Source organism: Bradyrhizobium sp. AZCC 1721, assembly GCF_036924715.1.
GTDB lineage: Bacteria > Pseudomonadota > Alphaproteobacteria > Rhizobiales > Xanthobacteraceae > Bradyrhizobium.
Window position 1 is genome coordinate 6150612 of sequence record NZ_JAZHSB010000001.1, and the last position, 20138, is coordinate 6170749.

The following is a 20138-nucleotide window of genomic DNA, read 5'->3' on the forward strand; positions in this document are numbered from 1 at the left end:
AACCGGGCTCTCGATTCTTGTTTTGACGCGTTTTCTTAACGTGAACCGGTATCCACCCCGGATCAAAATCCGGGGCAGGCTTTCGCTGGAAAACGCTCCAGCGGCAGAAACGGGGCGGCACGAGGTTGCCGCACGTCTTCTACGAAAGACTATCCTCGCGAGGGAAACCTCCGTCGATCGCCGCGATCGACAGTATTCAGCCGCGCAACCGTGGCCTTCGCCCCCGCCGTTCGATCGCCGATGCTTTCAACCAGCTTGGCGACGCAACGCCGCACGCGTGGGGGCGTTCGTGCATAGGCCTTGAGAACGCGCAAGGCGCCCGGCTCGGCGAGCAAATGAACCGGTGAATTCAAGCCGGGAGATCCGGGCCGGGAAGATTCGAACAACTCACCGACCGAAACGTCGAGCACGGAAGCGATTTGCGCCAACCGGCTGGCACCAACCCGGGTGGCGCCCCGCTCGTATTTCTGCACCTGTTGAAAAGTGACGCCGATGCGTTCCGCAAGCATGGCTTGGCTGATGCCACGGTTGACGCGAAACAGGCGAATCCTGACGCCCACCATCGCATCGAGCGGGCCTGACTTCCTCGTCGCCATCGGCAGGCTCCCCAACTATTCAAGCTGGGAGATTCTAGCACAACCTCAGGGAGACGCAGGTGCTAATTTGCGATCCTGGGAAGCAATTTTATCCGCTTCTCCTCGGTGACATGCTCGATGGTCAACCGGCCTTTCGGGTCGATCGCCGCCTTCATGGCCGGCGGGTGACCGGTTTCAAGGAAATGTTGCAGGGCGGCACGGCTCTCATCCGGGAGCGCAAACAGCCCGCGCATTAATTCAAAGAAGCCAGGTTCTTCCGCGACATAGAGCAGTTCCCGCAATTCCGCGCCGGTATACTGCCCCAACGCCGTTACAAGCCATTCGGTTTGGTCGTTCGGATCGCTCTCCGGCACGCGATTCAGATAGTAGACAACCGATTCCGCACTCATTTCATCCCCCGGTACCTCGCGATAGCTCACAGGCCGCCCGTTCGGTACGGCTTTCTGGCAGCTAACTCCCGAGCCTAACACTGCGTGGGCTCTCGTGATTTCAGCGTGATCGCAAGCGCAACGGTGACCTGAAATTCCGTTGCCAGGTTCCAGGCTGTGCCGAACTGGTGCAGCTTTGGGCAGCCAGGCGCAATATGCAATACTCTGCCGCCGTTCGGCGGCGGTCTGGCATTTACCCGTTACACATCTTCCAACCGCCTCGCGGCGTGGCAGTCAGAAAGCCTTTGCTATGGCCCGCTGGGCATCCTGCTGAATCGTCTTCAGGTGATTCTGGTCCCGAAAACTCTCGGCATAGATCTTGTAGACGTCTTCGGTGCCCGATGGCCGCGCGGCGAACCATCCCACCTCGGACTCCACCTTGATGCCACCGAACGATTGATCGTTACCCGGCGCCCGGGTCCGAATCGCGCTGACCGGTTCACCGGCAAGCTGGTGCATGTTGAGCTGCTCCGGCCCAAGTGCCTTTAGCGCGCTCTTCTGTTTGGGCGTCGCCGGCACGTCGATCCGCTCATAGAAGGACACGCCGAGCTCGGCGGTGAGGGCGGCAAACTGCTGGCTCGGATCGCGGCCGGTGCGACCGAGCATTTCGGCGGCGAGCAGCCCCATCACCATGCCGTCCTTGTCGGTCGTCCAGACCGAGCCATCGCGCTTGAGGAACGATGCGCCGGCGCTTTCCTCGCCCGCGAATCCGAAGCCGCCGGTGCCAAGGCCATCGACGAACCATTTGAAACCGACCGGGGTTTCGACCAGCTTGCGGTTCAGCTTTTTCGCGACACGGTCGATGATCGAACTGGAGACGATGGTCTTGCCGATCGCGGCCTCGCTGCCCCATTGCGGCCGATGCGCGAACAGGTACGCGATCGCCGCCGCGAGAAAATGGTTCGGATTCATCAGCCCGCCGGTGCGGGTCACGATGCCGTGCCGATCGGCATCGGTGTCGTTGGCGAAGGCGACGTCGAACTTGTCGCGCATCTGGATCAGGCTTGCCATCGCGAACGGCGAGGAACAATCCATCCGGATCTTTCCATCCCAGTCCACCGTCATGAAGCGAAACGTCGGGTCGACGGCGTCGTTCACGACAGTTGCGTTGATTCCGTAGTGCTCGATCAGCGGCTGCCAGTAGTGAACGGCGGCGCCGCCCAGCGGATCGATCCCGATTCTCACGCCGGACGATTTGATCAGCGCCATGTCTACGGCATTGCCGAGATCGGCGACATAGGGACGGATGTAGTCGTGCAGATGCGTCGATGGCGCCTTGCGCGCACGCTCATACGGCATCCGCGCAACGCCCTTCATGTCGGCTTCGATGTAGGTATTGGCAGCCCTCTCAACCTTGGCCGTTACGTCGGTATCGGCCGGGCCGCCATGCGGCGGGTTATATTTGTACCCGCCATCCTCTGGCGGATTGTGCGACGGCGAGATGACAACGCCATCGGCAAGTCCGCTCGTTCGCCCCTTGTTGTAACTCAGGATTGCATGCGAGATGACGGGCGTCGGCGTATAACCGCTGCCCTCGTCGATCATGATGTTGACGCCGTTGGCGGCAAACACTTCTACCGCGCTCGCCAGCGCCGGCTCGGCCAGCGCATGGGTATCGATGCCGATGAACAGCGGACCGGTCAGTCCCGTCTCGCGGCGGTGATCGCAGATCGCCTGCGTCGTTGCCAGGATATGATTTTCGTTGAACGAGTTCTTCAACGACGTCCCGCGATGGCCCGAGGTGCCGGAACGCAACACGCTGGGTGGGATCGGACGGATCCGGCTTCGACGCAAAATAGGCCGTTATCAACCGCGGTACGTTGACGAGGGAGGCGGAATCGACCGGTTTGCCGGCAGCGGGATTGGGGGCAGTCACATGACCTCACGGGATGATGGTTTCGCCGGATTATAGGTGCAAGCCTTGGCTTGGGCAAAATCGGGCGTCACGTCTGCGACGCCAGCCGATGCCACCTTTAGTAAACGCCGCGCTGCCGGGGCGGTTTCCTGACGCCTTGCGCAAAGTACGGATTGTTCAAACATTGGGCCGCGCGGCCCGAAGCAGACGCGGCGCACTGCTCCAGCGAAGCAAAGCTGCAGTCGATATGGCCGCCACCGATGGCATAGGTTTGCAGGCAAACCGGGTAGTTTGGATCATAGGCCTGGGCGCATGCGAGCGCGGGCGCCAAGACCGCTCCAAGCGTCAGAATCGTCCAAGCCAATACGCGCATTGGGAGCTCCTTCGGGACAACCGATCTGAAGAACGCCGTGAAGCAAGCGACGCACCAAGGCCGCGCCTGATTTTAACGACGCAATTTGTATCCGGCGGCATCGCGGTCCCAGGTGTCCGGAGTCTTCCCAGCCTCGCGCAGCGCGGCCTTGCGTATCTTGCCGTTCTCGGTCAACGGCATCTCGGTGACGATCCGGACAAAGCGCGGAATCGCGAAATAGGCCATCTTGCCCTCGCAATGACTGATGATCTCGACAGGATCAAGCGTCTGGCCGGTTTCGAGCTGGACCGCCGCCGCAACCTCGTCCTCGCCGAGCTCGGACGGCAGCGGATAGATCGCGCAGGCAGCGATCGCCGGATGCTTCAGCAACACATGCTCCACCTCCCAGGACGAAACATTCTCGCCGCGCCGGCGGATCGAATCTTTCATTCGGTCGACGAAGCGATAGTGGCCATCCGCATCGCGCACGACCCGGTCGCCGGTGTGAAACCACCGATTCCGCCAGGCTTCGGCCGTCTTGTCGGGCATTGCGAAATATCCCGTCGCAAACGCGAGCGGTTCGCGCGCGCGTAACAACAGCTCGCCGGCTTCACCGTCAGGCAGGGGTTCGTCCTCGGAGCTGACGATACAAGCCTCCACGCCTTCGACGAGATAGCCCATGGTGCCGGGGCGATCGGATGGGATCGTGCCCGCGAACACGAAATTCGTCTCGGTCGAACCGTAACCGTCGAGCAGCGGCACGCCAAAACGCTCGAGGAACGGACCGTGAAATTGGCCGGGCACGCCGCCACCGAGCGCTACACGCACGAAATGCGCGGTGTCGTTCGCTGACGAGGGCTGTGCCAGCAACATCACGGCCATCGCGCCAAGGAGATAACCGACCGTTGCCTGATGTCGGCGCGCCGCGGCCCAGAAACCGGAGGCGGAGAATTTCGGCTCGAGCACGTAGGTGCAGCCGTTGAGGAGCGCCTGATAGAACGCGTTCAGCGCGTTGGTGTGGAACAGCGGCAGCGTCGTGAACAGGACGTCGCCGTCGCGAATGTCGAGCGCACGCGCCGAATAGACGCCCCACCAGAACATCTGCGCCTGCGGGCAGCAAACGCCCTTGGAAGGACCTGTGGTGCCCGACGTGTAGAGGATCGCGACCGTGTCGCTTGGCTGCACTGGCGCGGGCGGCGCTCCTTCGCCGAGCGCCGGCAGCGGCGAGATCGATCCGGGCGCGAGTTGAGACGCGACACCTTCGTCGATTGTCCAGACAGTATCCGGCGGCGCGACGTCGCTTTCCAGCGTGTCGATGGCGGGCATGAAGCACGACTCGATCACCAGCAGATTCGGCGTGGAGTTGCGCAGGATGTGGCTGAGCTGGATACCGCGCAGCGCGGTGTTGATCGGCACCGTGACGGCGCCCATCCAGGCGCAGCCGACATAGATTTCCAGGAATTCCGGTCGATTCGAGCACATCAGCGCGACGCGGTCGCCGGCGCGAATTCCGGCCTGCATCAGGCGCGCGGCCGACGCAGCGGCGATTGCAGCCGTTTCAGCATAGCTCCATCGTGTTTCGCCAAAGACAAACAGGGTGCGGTCACGGTACCGCGCGGCTTGCCGTGTCAAAATGGTCGAGAGAATTCGATCCGCCGGCGGAAAACGCTCAGCCGCCTGCGGCCAGATCGACCCACCCCGCCGCTGCCCGGCCGCGCCACTATCACCTGCCTGCATACGCACCTCCAAGGCCCAACTCCAAGGCCACTTCCAAGACCACTTCCAAGCTTCGCCGGGCTGGTCTGCGATAGATCGCTATTGGCCAGCAATATAGTTTAGGCTTAAAGTATTCGACGAAGACCGCTGCAGCAAGCGCTGCATGCGGACTTCCGCCTACCTGCGTCCGGCGGCAGGACATGAATGGGAGCGACGCTCGCAATGAGTCTCAACATTCCGTATCGATCGCCATCCGATGCTTTCGCCGCCACGGCTGCAAGGCGGCCGGACGCACCATTCCTGCTGGCGCCTGCGAGTGCGCAACTGCCCTACGCACCAGAAGGTTTCAAGATCGAATACGGCGCCTTTAGGTCCGAGGTCGAGCGTCTGCGTGCCGAATACGCGACCGCCGGCTACGGACGCGGGGCGCGGGTCGCCTTGCTGCTCGAAAATCGTCCGGTCTTCTTTCTCCATTGGCTCGCGCTCAATGCGCTCGGGGTTTCGATCGTTCCGATCAACCCCGACGTCCGCTCCGATGAACTGTCCTTCCAGCTTGAGTTGTCGGAGGCCGACCTGCTCGTGGCGACGCTCGATCGCATCCATGTGACTAAAGATGCGGTGCTCGGCCGCGCCCGCCTGATCGATACCGATAGCCGCATTCCACCGTGCCAGACGAACGTCAGCGCCCAAAGCCCCGAGTACAATGATGAATGCGCGCTGCTGTTCACTTCAGGCAGCACCGGCAAGCCAAAGGGCTGCATGCTCTCGAACCGCTATTTTCTGCAGGTCGCCGACTGGTACCTCGCGCAAGGCGGCGTGGCAGAGCTAAGGCCGGACCGCGAGATCAACCTGACGCCGTTGCCGATGTTTCACATGAACGCGCTCGGCTGCAGCGCCGTCGGCATGATGGTGCTCGGCGGCGCTGTGGTGCCGCTCGACCGCTTCCACGCCACTCGCTGGTGGCAGTGCGTGGCCGATAGTGGCGCCACCGTCGTGCATTGTCTGGGCGTCATCCCGGCCATCCTGCTGCAATTGCCTGTAACTGAAGTGGAACGGCAGCATCGCGTGCGCTTCGCCTTCGCGCCCGGCGTCGATGTCCGCCACCGCGCCACCTTCGAGGAGCGCTACCGCATCCCGATCGTCGAGGCCTGGGCCATGACCGAGACCGGGGGTGCGGCGGCGACGACCACCGCCCGTGAGCCCGCGGGGTTTGGCGCGCGCTGCGTCGGCCGGCCATCATCAGATATGACGTATCGCCTCGTTGACGATCAGGGCTCCGATGTCGCGCCTGGAAAGCCTGGCGAATTGCTGGTCCGCGCAAAGGGCGACAATGCCCGAGCCGGATTCTTCAGCGGTTACCTGAAGGACGAGGAAGCCACCGAAGCGGCCTGGCAGGACGGCTGGTTCCACACGGGCGATCTGGTTTTCGCCGACGAGGACGGGCTTCTGTATTTCTTCGATCGCAAGAAGACCATCGTGCGCCGCAGCGGTGAGAACATCGGCGTGCTCGAAGTCGAAAGCGCGCTTTACATGGACACGCGCATCGGCGGCTGCGCGGTGACGCCCGTTCCTGACGATATCCGCGGCGAAGAGGTCTTTGCTTTCATTGTGCCGAACATGGAGGTTGATGATGGTGCCGCGCTGGCGGCTTCGATCGTCGAAACCTGCGCCGAGCGCCTCGCCTATCACAAGGTGCCCGGCTACGTCGCCATCCTCGACGAGTTGCCGCTGTCGTCAACGCGCAAGCTCGCCCGGGGCGAGATCAAGACGTTGGCGGCTGCCGCCGTCAGCGCCAATCGCGCGATCGACATGCGCGCGCTGAAGGCGAAGCTACGACACGCCTGAGCCGCGGGTACCGGCCCGGCAACTACGGCAGCAGCTTGTACTTCCCGTTTTCGATCTGGACCAGTATCCGCGCGCGGCCATCGACGCCGTGACGATCGGCCGGCGTATAGGTATAGATGCCGTGCGCACCGACGACATCCTTGGTCGTGAACAAGGCTTCGCGTAACGCGTTACGGAACGCCGGCGTTCCGGGCGTCGCGCCGGTCGCCTTGGCACGTTTGGCGGCATCGATGAACACCAGCCAGCCATCGAACGCATAGGGCGAAAAAGCGTCGGCCGGCGCCTCGCCATTGGCCTTCTCATAGGCCGCGCGGAATGCGAGCGCGACCTTGCGGATAGGATTGCTCTCGGGAAGCTGTTCGCCTGCCGTGACCGGCCCGGTCGGGCAGATGATGCCCTCGGCCGATTTGCCGGCAAGCCGCAGAAAATCCGCGCTGATCATGCCGTGATTGCCGTAGAGCGGCCCCTTGTAACCGCGCTCTGATAGCGCGATCACGGGCAGCGCGCCGGGCGTTCCAGTGCCGCCCAGCATGATCGCGTCGGGACGCAGGGAAACTGCACGCAGCACCTGCGCAGTGACCGAGTTGTCGGAGCGCGCATAGCGTTCGTTGGCGATCACCTTGATGTCGGCCTTCTCGGCGCTTTGCAGCAACGAGTTATACATCAGGTCGCCAAAGGCGTCGGAGAAGCCGATGAGGGCCACGCTCTTCACGTTGCGGTTCTTCATGTGATCGACGATGCCCTGGACGAGCAGCGGCGTCGGCTGCGGGGTTTGCACCACCCACGGCCCGCCCTCTCCGGCCGACACTGGCGCGATCGGTGAGACCGCTATCATCGGCACTTTCATCTCGATCGCGGCGGTCGCCATCGCCAGCGTCTGCGGCGCGCCTGACGTGCCGATCAGGAAATCAACCTTTTCCTGCTCGACCAGCTTACGCGCGTTGCGCGTCGAGGCGGCCGGGTCCGAGCCGTCATCGAGCTGGATGACGCGGACTTTTTCACCATCGATCTCGCCGACATAGGCCTGACCCGCGGCCAACCCCTTGGCGTTCGGCACGCCGATCGAGGACACCGGTCCGCTCAGGCCGGTAACAAAACCGACGAGGATTTCGGCATGCGCCGGTGCCACGGCGGCGAGCAAGAGCGCAGCGCCGATCAACAAAGTCTTTTTCTTGTTCATGATGTCACTCGATGTCGACGAAAAGGTTCAGCCCTGCCCGGGTACCAACGCAAGCACGCGCAACGGACTGCCGGAGCCATTCTGGATTTTGAGTGGCGCAGCCACGATCACCGCGCCGGTTGGCGGAAGCTGATCGAGATTGCACAGGCACTGCAGGCCGTAACGCCCGCCGCCGTGAAGGAAATGATGCGCCGGATAGGGCGGATCGAGATGCCCGGCCTGGCCGGCATCCGTCCCGATCGTCTCGGTGCCAAAGCCGATGACGCCGCGCTCCTCGACGAGCCAGCGCATCACGGCGGCGTTCGGTCCGGGCGTGTGGGCGCCGTCGTCCTTCAGATTGGCGTAGTCGCGCCAGCCTTTCTTCGACCAGTCGGTGCGCAGCAGCACCCAGTGCCGCTCCGGAATCCGCCCGTGGCTTTTTTCCCAGGCCTCCACGACCGGTATCGTCAAAAGGAAATCCGCATCCTTTGCGGCCTGCGCCGAGCAATCGATCACGCAGGCCGGCGCGATCATGTCGCGCACCGGCAGCGTGTCGACTGCGTTGTTCGGCAGATCCTTGCCGGTGAACCAGTGAACCGGCGCATCGAAATGCGTGCCGGTGTGCTCGCCGAAGCTGAGATTGTTCCAGTACCACGCAGGACCATTCGCGTCGTAGCGCGAAATCTGCTGGATGCGGACCGGCGCGGCCTGACCAAATTCCGGCGGCAGCACGATGACCGGAAAATCGGGACTGAGGGTGAAAGTCAGATCGACGACACGCACCGCGCCGGATGCAACCGCGCCGGCAAACTGCATGAGACTGTTGCTTCCCATTGCGCTTCTCCCGTCCTCAACAAGCCGCCTACGCCCCCAGCTCTCGCTCGACCGCCTTGGGGTTGGCGGCCAGGCGCCGGCGAATGTCTTCGGCGACATCGCCCACGAACACATCTTCAAGCCCGCGCGTGAGCGCCGACACGATCGCACTCGCCACCGCGCGGGGCGCGACCTTCGGCGGCGGCACCGTCTGGAACCACTCGATATCGAGCGGACCCGTGAAAACGTTCGCCACCTTGACGCCGCCGGGCCGAAGCTCCGCCCGCAGGCAGTGCGACAGCGACAGACAGGCGGCTTGCGACGCAGAATAGGCGCCGAACACCGGCCAGTTCGCCAGCGCATAGACCGACAGGATATTGACCCAGGCGGCAGCGCTGTTGACGCCATCCGAGCCGCGCATCCGCATCGCCGGTCCGAACGCCTGCGCCAGATGCACGAATCCGAGATAGCTCTGGTCGATCTCGTCGCGCACGACGCTGGTGCCTTGACGATCGAGCAGCCCGCCGGCACGGACATGCTCTGTGGTGTTGACGAGAATATCGACCTTGCCGCCAATATCGGCCGCCAGATCTGCGACCGACTTCTCGTCGCCGATATCGAGCGGCACGATCTCGACGCCCTCCATGCCGCGCAACGCCTCCTCGCCGCGGAACGGCTTCCACGGCTCGGCGACGCCGACGAACACGATCGACGCGCCGGCTGTCTTCAGCGCAGCCACCGCTTCCTGACCGACGATGCTGCGTCCGTTGGTCACCAGAACGCGCCGGAATTTTGGATCGGCGGTCATCTCACGCCACTGCCTGTCGTCCGTCATGTTGGGAGTCTCACGTTCGGGGTGTGCGAAGGCCACGGCCTGCCCGCTCTTGTCCAGTTGGAACGACATCACGACCGGCCCGCCCTCTTCGCAATCGGCGTGCAGGTGCGTCACGAGGGTTGGCCCGCATTCCATCGCAACCAGGCCGATGCGCCATGGCGCGCGCTCGCGGAAGTGCACGTCCGCCGTGACATGCAGCGTCGTTTCAGACAAAAGCGTCCCTCGCCGCGGCGCGTCCGTGAAGGCTAGATCGGCGGAAAGGCATGCAGGGCATGCATCGCGCGCCGGATAACAGAACGTTGCACAGGAGCCGCAGCGCTGCAGCATGAAGCGGCCCTCGGCGGCGGCCCGCGTAAACCCGTGCGAGGCGCGGCTGCGTGCGCGTGGCGGCGACGTCGGCAGCCGCGTCCGCTGCAAAGGGTTCTTCCGGCGCGGTTTGACGATCGGTTCGATCATGCGCCTGATCCCGCGAGGATCGCCGCGCCCGAAGCGAGGCCGCGATCATAGTTGATCATTCCAAAACCCGAAGCCAACCCGACGCGTGCATCCCTAACCTGCGTCGGACCGGCCTGCCCGAGAACCTGGCGCAGCGCCTCGACCACGCCGAGATAGGCGCCGCCCGCACCGGCCTGCCCGACCGAGAGCTGACCGCCGGACGTGTTGTGCGGGAAGCTGCCGTCGATCGTGAGATCGTGCTGCCGAACGAAGTCCGGTCCCTCCCCCTTCCGGCAGAAGCCGAGGTCCTCGAACTGCATCATCGAGATCACCGGATAATCGTCGTAGGTCTCGACAAAGTCGAGATCGTCAGGCTTGACGCCCGCCATTGCGTAGAGTTCATCGACATCAACGGCCCATCCGCCGCGCACCTGAACGGGGTCGTCGCCGAACGCATTGTGGCGCTCGATCGTGGCGAGAATTTTGGCGGCGGGCAGGTTCAGGGACGCGGCGACATCTTCGCCCATCACCAGGAAGGCCTCCGCGCCCGCGCACGGCATCACGCAGTCGAACAAATGGATCGGATCGGCGATCGGCCGCGCCGACATGTATTGCTCGATGGTCAGCGGCGCTTTCATCAAAGCGTTGGGGTTGCGGAGCGCATTGCTGCGCTGGGCGACGGCGATCTTGCCAAAATCCTCGCGCTTGGCGCCGAACGTTCGCATGTAGTTGCGCGCGATCAGTGCAAAGCTCGCATTGGCGCCGCCGGCGCCATAGGGATAGACGGCATCCTGGTTGAAGCGCGAGAAGTTTTCCAGTGTGTAGCGGAAGGAATCGACGTGGTTGGTATCTCCAGCCACGCAGGCCACGATGCGGGCGTCGCCCGCCTGCACCGCCCGCGCCGCGCGGCGCAGCGCGGCTATTGCGCTCGCGCCCCCGAGCGGAATGGTGTCGATCCATCGCACGCAGAGGCCGAAATGCTGGGTGAGCCCGATCCCGCTGTCCAGCCCCGCCGTGAAACTCGAAACACAGAAGCCGTCGATGTCGCGCGGCGTGATTCCGGCGCCATCGACCAGCGCCTTCAGCGCGCGGCCGATCCACCACTGCGCGCTCTCGATCGAGTAGCGCACGTATGGGATCGTCACTGGAACTGCCATCACGACCCGATCGTAAGGTGTTCGGATGGAGCTCTGCATCGGACCGCCGGATTCCTGTGAGCCGTTCAGAGTACGGTCAATTTGACGTCGACGCTCGCCGCCTTGTCGCGCCCGCCGGTCGCCGTCACCTCGGCTTCATACAAGATCTTGTCGGGCTGCAGCATGTCTTGTCCTCAAGCGCCATTCGGTTTGTCGGGCGTGCGCGCCACAGTGGTGCGGAAATCCCGGCGGGCACGGTCATTGGCCAGCGCAAAACTCGGCCCGCGGCTCGGCTCGGTGCCATTGAGACGCTGCAACTGCACCCACATCTCGGCGCTCTTCAGCGCGACCGCCGCACAGTTCACCACGGGCGCATAGCCGATCTTGAAGCCACGCTCGCTCGCAATCAGGAGACCGGGCAGCACGCCGGCCGGAATGATGACATCGGCGCCGCGATCGACCAGCGGCTGCGCGCAGGCTGCAAAGTCGCTCAGCATGCGTGCCTTCGCCGCCGCATCGCCCGCAAACGCGGCGCTGAAATCTTCCGGACGACAGCCCATGCCGGTGACATGCACCACGCGGCCGGAAAGCCCGTAACGATCGGCCTGCTCATAATGCCAAACTTCGAAAGCTGAATCGAGCGTGACAAGGCCGAGCCGACGGCCAAGCTGCGAGGCCGCGAGCAGCGTGGCTTCGCCGGCGCCGACCACCGGGATCGTCAGCGCCGAACGCAGTTCGTACAATCCCGGATCCTGGAAGTGGCCCATGACGTAGGCGTCGAAGCCGTTTTCCTGCGCTGCGAGTCCGTTGTCGACCGCCTGGATCGCGCAACGGAATTCGCTGAGGCGGCCGAAGTCGCGATCGGCAGGCGTGATGCCCTCGACGTGGATGCTGGTGCCGGGTGCCGCGATCTCGTTCAGATAGGTCGCAAGCCGCGCCATGTAGGGCGCGCTCGTAGCCCGGTCGACGAAGCTCTGCCAGAAGATGCGCACAGCGGATATCCCGTTCACAGGCGACGCGCGCCGATCGATCCTCAAAGCACGCAGTCTGAGAGGACTGACGATATGCGCAAGGCCATCGATGTGAAGGCACGCGATAGCTTAGCGCGCCATTCCATCGACTGAAATATTTCAACCACAAAATAATTTTCGCGTCAATTGAACGGCTTTCCGACGATATCTGCGCGCGACGAGATCGAGTTGCCGAAAGGACAGGCAGAGAGCGCCTCACGCTTTTGCATAGGCGAATTCAGTTTTTGCGCTTGCACGCGCCGCCGCAAACTTTTCCGCGAAGCCACGAAGCTGGCGTATTGACGTTCGGCCGATAAATACTTTAGGCTTTAAACAATTGACGGGCATCCACGCCTGTGCGGGCATGCGTCGCATTGGTCGTTGCGTTGATAAAGGTCATCAATCGTGGCTGAGATTATCGACCTCGAAACAGCAGGTGTTGCAGACGGGTTCGCATCCGCCGCGGTTGGATCCGGCGCTTCAGGTGCCGTTCCCGCCCTTGGCCACCTCGGCGGCGACGAAGTCGCGGACCAAGCCGGCGAAGGTCTCGGGCATCTGATCGGGAAGCGGCACCATGCCTCCTGAGAGCTCGCGCAAGATACTACCCTCGATAGCTCCGGCAACTCTTGGAGCCACGGGATGAACGTGCGGATCGGCTGTCGGAGCAATGACCAGCGTGGGACACTGGATGCTTCCCAGACGATCCTCCATCCGATAGCGATTCACCACCCGATGGCCTTCCGCCGCCATCTCGCCAGCCCGCAACGCATCGACCATAAAGCGCTGCAGCAAATCGATATCATCAGCGGGATAGAACGGCTGCCGGCGCGCCCAGAGCTCAGTGAGATGGGAGCCGTCGGTACGCGCCTCGACCTCGTCGATCACACGCATGCCGTCATGCCTGGCCCGGCGCGCCGCATCGACGAAAGGACAGGCCGAGAGCACCAGTGCGCTCACCCGCGCAGGCGCCGAGGCGGCCATTTCGACCGCAATCACCGCGCCGGTGTGATGACCGGCGATCGCGGCCCGCGGCTCTTCCAGCGCATCGAGCAGCGCGAACGCCCCTTCGGCCCACAGTTCAATCGAAGGATCAGCGGCAGGCCGCTCGGAATCTCCGAAGCCGAGCGTATCCATTGCGATCGCGCGGAAATCGCGGCCGAGCAGCGGCAGCACATCACGGTATTCGTCCCACGAGCGCGGCGTCTGATGCAGCAGGAGAACGGGAAACCCGGTTCCGGCCATAGCGACATGGATGCGGCCAAGACGCGTCGTGACGAAGCGGCGCTCGAGATTGGAACCGACTTTGCTGACGCTCATTTCATAACTCCCATCCGGAGGCGGGGACCGGACCCGCGCCGGGTTTCGGCGACAATCACGGCATCGATCGTGCTGGTCCGACCCGATCCATGCTGACATCTCGCTCAGGTCGCGGCTGTTTTCAACCAAGGGGAATGCAATGCGCAAGATGTTGAGTTTGACTGCCCTCATCGGCGGCCTCGTTGCGGCATCGACCGCACAGGCCGACATCACGATTGGCTTCGTGACGTCGCTCAGCGGGCCCGGCTCCTCGATCGGCATCCCATATGGACGCGGCATCCAGGCTGCGATGGAGTACAAGAACGAGGTCAACGGCGAGAAGATCAAGCTGATCCAGCTCGATGACGGCTCCGATCCCTCCGCCGCAACCCGAAATGCGCGCAAGCTGATCGAGGAAGAGAAGGTCGATCTCCTGATCGGCACCGCAACCGCTCCATCGACCATCGCCATGATGGCAGTTGCGACCGAACTGAAAGTGCCGATGATCGCCGTCTCTCCGGTGATCGGACAACCGAATCCGGCGGACCAATGGGGCATTTCCGTTCCGCAACCCGCTTCGCTGCTGGTCAAGGTCGTCGCCGATCGCATGAAGCGCGACGCGATGAAGAACATCGGCTATATCGGCTTTTCCGATGCCTGGGGCGATCTCGTCTACAACGGCGCCAAGGCGGTCGAAACCGAGGACGGCATCAAGGTGCTGACCAACGAGCGCTATGCGCGCGTCGATACGTCGGTCACCGGCCAGATCCTTAAGGTTCTTGCCGTCCGTCCGGATGCCGTTCTGATCGGCGGATCGGGCACGCAGGGCGCGCTGCCGCTGCTCGCGCTCGGCGAACGTGGCTTCAAGGGCAAGACCTACGGCACGGTCGCGCTGGTCAATCCCGATTTCGTGCGCGTCGGCGGCAAGGCCGCGGAAGGCATTCAGGTCTCGGCCGGTCCGGTCATCGTGGCCGAGCAGCTTCCGGACAGCCATTTCGCCAAGAAGCTCGCGCTCGAATTCCGCGCCGCCTACCAGAAGGCCAACAATCTCGCGAGCACGGACGGCTTCTCGGCCTATTCCTTCGACGGCTGGATGATCTTCACGTCAGCCGCGGCGCGCGCGCTGAAGACCGCTAAACCCGGCACCATCGAATTCCGCAAGGCCCTGCGCGACGAGATCCTCAACACCAAGGAGCTCTCGGGCGTGCACGCGGTCTACAACTTCAAACCCGGTGCCTATCACGGCGTGGACGAGCGCGCGCTGGTGATCGTTCGCCTGGTCAACGGCGCCTGGACCTACCAGCCCTGAGCGATGCCGAGGCGTAATACGGAAGGACGACTGAGGGCATGACGGCAGACATCGCAGCGATCCTTGCGATCGACGGAATAGCCACCGGGGCGGTCTACGCCCTGGTGGCGATCGGCACCGTGCTGATCTTCACCGTTACGCGGGTGATCTTCATTCCGTTCGGCGACATCGCAGCCTTCACGGCGCTGACGCTGGCGGCGCTGGATGCCAAGCAGCTTCCCGGAACAGTCGGATTGGTTGTCGTGTTGGCGTGCATGGCCTGCGCGATGGAAGTCGTCTCGCTGGCGCGGTCCGGCGAGCTTCGCGCGGTGCCGAAGGCCGTCCTCTTCTATCTCGTGTTACCTCTGATCGTTGTCGGGACCGTCTGGCTGACGATGCGCTTTGCTCCGCCGATGCCGGTCAGGATCGTGCTGGCGCTGCTCTTGATCATGCCGATCTCGCCGCTACTGGACCGGATCGTGTTTCGCCCAATCGCGGATGCCTCTGTTCTCCTCTTGCTGACCGTCTCGGTCGCGCTCCACTTCGCGCTGGTCGGACTTGGCTTGCTGTTCTTCGGCCCCGAAGGCGTCCGGACCGAGCCGCTGACGTCGATGGCGATGGAGATCGCCGGGGTGCACGTCTCCGGACAGACGGTGCTGATCCTGGCCGCCGCGCTGGTGTTCAGCGGCCTGCTGTTTCTGTTCTTCGACTTCACGCTGATCGGCAAGGCGCTGCGCGCGACCGCCCTGAATCGGACCGGCGCCCGGCTGATGGGTATCAGGCCGGCGCGTGCCGGGACCATCGCTTACCTGCTGGGATCACTGATGGCGGGCGTCTCCGGCATCCTCATCGCGCCGGTGAACACGATCTTCTATGACTCCGGATTTCTGCTCGGCCTGAAAGCCTTTGTCGGCGCCATCGTGGGCGGCATGACGAGCTACCCGGGGGCTGCGCTCGGCGCGTTCGGCGTCGGCCTTCTCGAAAGCTTCGCCTCGTTCCAGAGCAGCACCCTGAAGGACGTCATCGTCTTCTCGCTACTGATTCCCGTGCTGCTCTGGCGCTCGCTCGCCTCGCAACATTCCGAAGAGGAAGTCGAGGAATGACGCCGCAGCAGATTCGTCTCATCATTGCCGCGGCGATCGCCTGCCTCGTGGCGGCACCCTTTGTGCTCAATCCGTTCAGCATCACCTTGCTGAACTATATCGGCATCTACTCGCTTGCGGCCATCGGCTTGGCGCTATTGACCGGCGTCGGCGGCATCGTCTCGTTCGGCCAGGCCGCTTTCGTTGGCGTCGCCGCTTATGCGACAGCGTGGGTCACAGCGCTGAACGGCTATTCGCCCTGGCTCGGACTGGTGCTGGCCGTCATTCTGACCTGCAGCATCGCGGCAATCCTGGGCTTCGTGACGCTGCGCCTGGGCGGCCACTTCCTGTCGCTGAGCACGGTCGCGTGGGGACTGGCAATCGCGTTCCTGTTCGGCAACATCCAGGGGCTCGGCCAACATAATGGCATCTCGGGCATTCCGCCGATCTCGATCGGCCCGTTCGCGCTGGTGGAGAGCCGGCAGATCTATTTCTTGATCTGGGCGATCGTCGTCGCAGTCCTCCTCCTCTGCTACAACCTTCTCGACTCCCGCATCGGCCGCGCGATGCGCGCGCTGCGCGGCGGCAACACGCTGGTCGAAAGCCTCGGCATCAGCGCCTTCCAGATCAAGCTGGTGACGTTTGTGATCGCCGCATTCCTCGGCGCGCTGTCGGGCTGGCTTTATGCCCATCTCGGCCGTTTCGTCAGCCCCGGGCCATTCGAGGCCGGCATGGGCATCGAATATCTGATGATGGCGATGGTCGGCGGCGCCGGCAGTATTTTGGGCGGCGTGGTTGGTGCTGCGATCGTCACGCTGCTGAAGAACACCGTGCAGGATTATCTGCCGCTGATTGCGAAGGGCGCCTCCGGCCAGCTCGAGATCGTGGCGTTCTCGGCACTGTTCATTCTGTTCCTGCAGCGGGCCCGGCAAGGCATCGTTCCGTTTCTGTTAGGTTTCCTCCCGGACCTCAAGCAGTCCCGTCCGCAACCGGCTAACCCGCTGCCGCGCCGCGAGCAGCCGGCGCCCGGCACGCTTCTTCTTAAGGTGAGCGGCGCGCAGCGGCGGTTTGGCGGCCTCGTCGCCGTCAACAATGTCAGCTTCGAAGTGAGGTCCGGCGAGATCCTCGGGCTGATCGGGCCGAATGGCGCCGGCAAAACCACGATGTTCAACCTGCTCACAGGGGCGCTGCGCGCGAACAGCGGCGAGATCGCTTTCGCGGGACACTCCATCACCCACGACCAGCAATTCCACATCGCTCGCTCCGGCATCTCCCGCACCTTCCAGCACGTCAAGCTGCGCCCGCGCATGACGCTGCTCGACAACGTGCTGCTCGGCACCTATTCGCGCACCAAGACCGGCCTGCTCGCCGGCGCGCTCCGCCTGAATCAGGCGGAAGAGGCCAGCGCACGCTACGAGGCGTTGCAGCAGCTCGAGCGGGTCGGGCTCGGCGACAAGCCGTTCGAGCTCGCCGGCAACCTGCCGCTCGGCAATCAGCGCGTGCTCGAGATCGCCCGCGCGCTCGCAGCCGACCCGACACTGCTCGTTCTCGACGAGCCCGCGGCCGGCTTGCGCCGCCAGGAAAAGCTAAAATTGGCCGAACTGCTGCGGTCGCTTCGCGCCGACCATCTGACGATCCTCCTCGTCGAGCACGACATGGAGTTCGTGATGTCGCTGGTCGACCGCATCGTCGTGCTCGATTTCGGCTCAAAACTCTGCGAAGGCGAGCCGGCGGCAATACGCAACGATGCCCGCGTCCAGGAAGCCTATCTTGGAGGTGTCGCGTGACACAGATGTTCTCGATCGAGAATGTGTCGGTCGCCTACGGCAAGGTGGAGGCGGTGCGGAACGTCTCGCTTTCGGTCGAGCAAGGGCAGATCGTGACCGTGATCGGGCCGAACGGCGCCGGCAAGACGACGCTGCTGATGGCCGCCATCGGTCTGCTGAAGTCCACCGGACGAATGGTCTTTCAAGGCAACGATCTTGCGCGGATCGATGTCGAAGGACGTGTCGAACGTGGTCTCTGCCTCGTGCCCGAGAAGCGCGAGCTGTTCGCCGACATGTCGGTCGCCGACAATCTGTTGCTCGGCACCTACAGCCTGCGCGATCGCTCGACGACGCGCAAAAGCCTCGACGATGTGTTCGACCGCTTTCCGCGGCTGAAGGAGCGCAGCAAGCAAGCCGCCGGCACGCTGTCGGGCGGCGAGCGGCAAATGCTGGCGCTCGGCCGTGCGCTGATGGCGAACCCGAAGCTCCTGGTGCTCGACGAACCCAGTCTCGGCCTTGCGCCGCTCATCGTCCGGGAAATCTTCCGCACCATCGCCTCGCTGCGGAGCCTCGGCGTGTCGGTCCTGCTCGTCGAGCAGAACGCCCGCGCAGCGCTGGAGACCGCGGATTACGGCTATGTGCTGGAAACCGGCGAGATCATCCAATCGGGGCCGGCGGACGCCCTGATCCACGATCCGAAGCTGATCGCGGCCTATCTCGGCGGGCATTAGAGCAACTAAGAGCGGGACCAAAAATTGCGAAAACAACCCCATGCAAAGTAGAAATGGGGCCTCGCATCATCCGAACGACTAGATCTAGGCCGCGGACTCATTACCCGCAGCCAGCCACAGCCTGATTGAAGCGAGTCGGATGAAGGCAAGGTAGTTGGCGGCAAGTTTGTCGTAGCGCGTCGCCACTCGACTACATTGCTTGATTCTGTTGAAGAAGCGCCCGACCCGATTGCGGGCGCGATATAGGTAAGAGCTAAAACAGATCGGCTCGCTGCGATTGCTTTTGGGTGGGATGTTGGTCCATGCGCCCTTCTTCACGGCAAGTTCTCTAATCCAGTCGGCGTCGTAGCCACGGTCTGCAAGCAGCATCGACCCAGGCTTCATGCGAGACAATAGCTTTCCAGCAAGCCGACTATCGTGAGCCTCGCCGGGCGTCAGCGCAAGCCGAACCGGCAGCCAGTTTGTATCGACGAGCGCATGAATCTTGCTGATCTGCCCGTGACCGCCTCATGCATTGCTTTGTATTCCCGTTGATGCAGGCTCCGTGCTGATGCACGCGGACAATCGACGTGTCGATCATTTGCACAGCGGCATCATGCGCACCTGCCAAGGCGTTCATGATCGCGGCCCACACACCTGCTCGTCGCCAGCGAACGAAGCTGTCGGGCAGATCGCGCCATGCGCAATCGGGGACGGTCTCGCCAAGATCGACCCGAACAGCCCTAACACGATGAGATTACACGGAGCCGCTCGCGCCGATCCGGCGGGTCGTGACCGGTATGATCTAAGTCGTCAAGTGCTTAGGCGCCAAGGAACCGGACGATGTGGTCGCAGAACGTACTCTCAGCTTCCTCAGCAACGAAGTGACCGCTGTCCTCGACGACGACGCCCACATGTCGGTCGCAGCGCGGCGCGAGTTGCTGGGCGAGCTTGTCGCCGACGCTGTAGCGACCACCGATCGTCATCACCGGCATGACAAGCCGGCGATCACTCAACGAAGCCACCAGGGCGGCGTCGGCCTTGAGCGCCCGATAAAGGTTGAACCCGGCCGTCATCCCGCCCGGCTTCGCGTAATGCGAGGCGTATTCGGAGATCGCCTCGTCGGTCACCGCGTCCTTGCGATGACACCATGACTTGATCTGAGCAGCGATATAGTCGCGTTCGCGGCCCTTCGTTAGAAGTTCCGGAATCTCGGGCGCCATGTGGAACCCGTAGTGCCATAGGCCACCTCGCGATGCGTCCATGTTCTCCGTGCCCGGCACCGAACAATCGACGAGCACCAACCTCGAGACGGACTCCGGCGCCACAAGGGCGAGCACAAGCGCCGCCTTGCCGCCCATGTCGTGACCGACGAGATGCGCGCGACCGTCCGCTTCCAGTTCGATCAATTGCCGGACGTCCTCGGCAATGTTGCGCTTGTCGTATCCAGAGACCGTTTTTTCCGAGAGGCCCGTGCCCCTGATGTCGGGCGCGATCAAGCGGTATCGGTCGGCCAGCCTGTGCATCACGCCTAACCATGCGAAGGACGTTTGTGGCCACCCGTGGAGCAGCACGACGGTAGGACCTGAACCCGCGACCCGATAATGAATGTCGCAGCCATTCAAGCGGGCAATCCGGGATTCAATCTCGCCAGAGCGTGCGAGAGCCTGCGGGGCGGTTGCGGCGGCGAGGATAGCGCCGGCCAGGGTCTTGAAAGCATTGCGACGTCCGATGTCCATGAGCGTTTTCCATTTTCATACTGTCGGCCCCAATTTGCCATGAGGCAGCACTGGCACCATGCTGCGCCTGGAAACCG

At 63.4% G+C, this 20138-nt stretch carries 16 protein-coding genes and 2 pseudogenes; 5 read left to right on the plus strand and 13 right to left on the minus strand.

The window, feature by feature from the left end; translation table 11 throughout:
- Nucleotides 1–149 precede the first annotated feature (149 nt).
- The 5 genes and pseudogenes from V1273_RS29335 to V1273_RS29355 form a co-directional block, all read right to left on the minus strand.
- Complete coding sequence (locus tag V1273_RS29335) at nt 150–596, minus strand: helix-turn-helix domain-containing protein (RefSeq protein ID WP_334364836.1); 447 nt, start codon at nt 594–596, stop codon at nt 150–152.
- 62 nt (nt 597–658) lie between these two features.
- Nucleotides 659–1015: a hypothetical protein gene (locus tag V1273_RS29340; protein WP_334364837.1), complete on the minus strand. Its 357-nt coding sequence runs from the start codon at nt 1013–1015 to the stop codon at nt 659–661.
- Nucleotides 1016–1258: 243 nt separating this feature from the next.
- A pseudogene (gene pgm, locus V1273_RS29345) lies at nt 1259–2900 on the minus strand (phosphoglucomutase (alpha-D-glucose-1,6-bisphosphate-dependent)).
- Nucleotides 2901–2997: 97 nt separating this feature from the next.
- Nucleotides 2998–3252 carry a DUF3551 domain-containing protein gene (locus V1273_RS29350; protein ID WP_334364839.1) on the minus strand — a complete coding sequence of 85 codons (255 nt, stop codon included), beginning with the start codon at nt 3250–3252 and terminating at the stop codon, nt 2998–3000.
- 72 nt (nt 3253–3324) lie between these two features.
- The gene (locus tag V1273_RS29355) at nt 3325–4968 is read right to left on the minus strand and encodes an ATP-dependent acyl-CoA ligase (protein WP_334411699.1); all 1644 of its coding nucleotides are present in this window, start codon (nt 4966–4968) and stop codon (nt 3325–3327) included.
- Nucleotides 4969–5169: 201 nt separating this feature from the next.
- On the opposite strand from V1273_RS29355, the gene V1273_RS29360 reads away from it, so the two are divergent.
- Nucleotides 5170–6792: an AMP-binding protein gene (locus V1273_RS29360; RefSeq protein ID WP_334411700.1), complete on the plus strand. Its 1623-nt coding sequence runs from the start codon at nt 5170–5172 to the stop codon at nt 6790–6792.
- A gap of 22 nt (nt 6793–6814) precedes the next feature.
- Here the strand turns inward: V1273_RS29360 and V1273_RS29365 are convergent, their stop codons facing one another.
- From V1273_RS29365 to V1273_RS29390, 6 genes are all read right to left on the minus strand, one after another.
- Nucleotides 6815–7972 (minus strand): ABC transporter substrate-binding protein, encoded by a 1158-nt coding sequence (locus V1273_RS29365; RefSeq protein WP_334411701.1) that lies wholly within the window; start codon nt 7970–7972, stop codon nt 6815–6817.
- 27 nt (nt 7973–7999) lie between these two features.
- Nucleotides 8000–8785 (minus strand): cyclase family protein, encoded by a 786-nt coding sequence (locus V1273_RS29370; protein ID WP_334364843.1) that lies wholly within the window; start codon nt 8783–8785, stop codon nt 8000–8002.
- A gap of 28 nt (nt 8786–8813) precedes the next feature.
- Nucleotides 8814–10055 (minus strand): SDR family NAD(P)-dependent oxidoreductase, encoded by a 1242-nt coding sequence (locus V1273_RS29375; protein WP_334411702.1) that lies wholly within the window; start codon nt 10053–10055, stop codon nt 8814–8816.
- Nucleotides 10052–11230, minus strand: a complete 1179-nt coding sequence (locus tag V1273_RS29380) for a thiolase family protein (protein WP_334411703.1) — start codon at nt 11228–11230, stop codon at nt 10052–10054. The genes V1273_RS29375 and V1273_RS29380 overlap by 4 nt, the downstream gene beginning before the upstream one ends.
- Nucleotides 11231–11364: 134 nt before the next feature.
- Nucleotides 11365–12162 (minus strand): aspartate/glutamate racemase family protein, encoded by a 798-nt coding sequence (locus V1273_RS29385; RefSeq protein ID WP_334411704.1) that lies wholly within the window; start codon nt 12160–12162, stop codon nt 11365–11367.
- Between the two features lie 498 nt (nt 12163–12660).
- Nucleotides 12661–13497, minus strand: a complete 837-nt coding sequence (locus tag V1273_RS29390) for an alpha/beta fold hydrolase (RefSeq protein WP_334411705.1) — start codon at nt 13495–13497, stop codon at nt 12661–12663.
- A 139-nt stretch (nt 13498–13636) separates the two neighbouring features.
- Between V1273_RS29390 and V1273_RS29395 the strand changes: the two genes are divergently transcribed.
- The 4 genes from V1273_RS29395 to V1273_RS29410 are packed head-to-tail and all read left to right on the plus strand — an operon-like array spanning nt 13637 to nt 18343.
- Nucleotides 13637–14785 (plus strand): ABC transporter substrate-binding protein, encoded by a 1149-nt coding sequence (locus V1273_RS29395; protein ID WP_334411706.1) that lies wholly within the window; start codon nt 13637–13639, stop codon nt 14783–14785.
- Between the two features lie 38 nt (nt 14786–14823).
- The gene (locus V1273_RS29400) at nt 14824–15867 is read left to right on the plus strand and encodes a branched-chain amino acid ABC transporter permease (RefSeq protein WP_334411707.1); all 1044 of its coding nucleotides are present in this window, start codon (nt 14824–14826) and stop codon (nt 15865–15867) included.
- Nucleotides 15864–17633: a branched-chain amino acid ABC transporter ATP-binding protein/permease gene (locus V1273_RS29405; RefSeq protein ID WP_334411708.1), complete on the plus strand. Its 1770-nt coding sequence runs from the start codon at nt 15864–15866 to the stop codon at nt 17631–17633. The genes V1273_RS29400 and V1273_RS29405 overlap by 4 nt, the downstream gene beginning before the upstream one ends.
- Before the next feature lie 5 nt (nt 17634–17638).
- Entirely contained in the window at nt 17639–18343 is a 705-nt protein-coding gene (locus tag V1273_RS29410; protein WP_442894171.1) for an ABC transporter ATP-binding protein, read from the plus strand.
- Nucleotides 18344–18427: 84 nt separating this feature from the next.
- On the opposite strand, the pseudogene V1273_RS29415 reads toward V1273_RS29410, so the two are convergent.
- Nucleotides 18428–19022, minus strand: a pseudogene (locus V1273_RS29415) (IS5 family transposase); the annotation flags it as partial.
- A 121-nt stretch (nt 19023–19143) separates the two neighbouring features.
- On the minus strand, nt 19144–20061 hold the full coding sequence (locus V1273_RS29420) for an alpha/beta fold hydrolase (protein ID WP_334411710.1): 918 nt from the start codon (nt 20059–20061) through the stop codon (nt 19144–19146).
- Nucleotides 20062–20138 lie beyond the last annotated feature (77 nt).

Coding starts and splice junctions, on each gene's coding strand:
- V1273_RS29365 (WP_334411701.1), bottom strand. CDS start 7,972: ATGAACAAGAAAAAGACTTTGTTGATCGGCGCTGCGCTCTTGCTCGCC.
- V1273_RS29355 (WP_334411699.1), bottom strand. CDS start 4,968: ATGCAGGCAGGTGATAGTGGCGCGGCCGGGCAGCGGCGGGGTGGGTCG.
- V1273_RS29370 (WP_334364843.1), bottom strand. CDS start 8,785: ATGGGAAGCAACAGTCTCATGCAGTTTGCCGGCGCGGTTGCATCCGGC.
- V1273_RS29375 (WP_334411702.1), bottom strand. CDS start 10,055: ATGATCGAACCGATCGTCAAACCGCGCCGGAAGAACCCTTTGCAGCGG.
- V1273_RS29420 (WP_334411710.1), bottom strand. CDS start 20,061: ATGGACATCGGACGTCGCAATGCTTTCAAGACCCTGGCCGGCGCTATC.
- V1273_RS29410 (WP_442894171.1), top strand. CDS start 17,639: ATGTTCTCGATCGAGAATGTGTCGGTCGCCTACGGCAAGGTGGAGGCG.
- V1273_RS29335 (WP_334364836.1), bottom strand. CDS start 596: ATGGCGACGAGGAAGTCAGGCCCGCTCGATGCGATGGTGGGCGTCAGG.
- V1273_RS29390 (WP_334411705.1), bottom strand. CDS start 13,497: ATGAGCGTCAGCAAAGTCGGTTCCAATCTCGAGCGCCGCTTCGTCACG.
- V1273_RS29380 (WP_334411703.1), bottom strand. CDS start 11,230: ATGCAGAGCTCCATCCGAACACCTTACGATCGGGTCGTGATGGCAGTT.
- V1273_RS29405 (WP_334411708.1), top strand. CDS start 15,864: ATGACGCCGCAGCAGATTCGTCTCATCATTGCCGCGGCGATCGCCTGC.
- V1273_RS29360 (WP_334411700.1), top strand. CDS start 5,170: ATGAGTCTCAACATTCCGTATCGATCGCCATCCGATGCTTTCGCCGCC.
- V1273_RS29395 (WP_334411706.1), top strand. CDS start 13,637: ATGCGCAAGATGTTGAGTTTGACTGCCCTCATCGGCGGCCTCGTTGCG.
- V1273_RS29400 (WP_334411707.1), top strand. CDS start 14,824: ATGACGGCAGACATCGCAGCGATCCTTGCGATCGACGGAATAGCCACC.
- V1273_RS29350 (WP_334364839.1), bottom strand. CDS start 3,252: ATGCGCGTATTGGCTTGGACGATTCTGACGCTTGGAGCGGTCTTGGCG.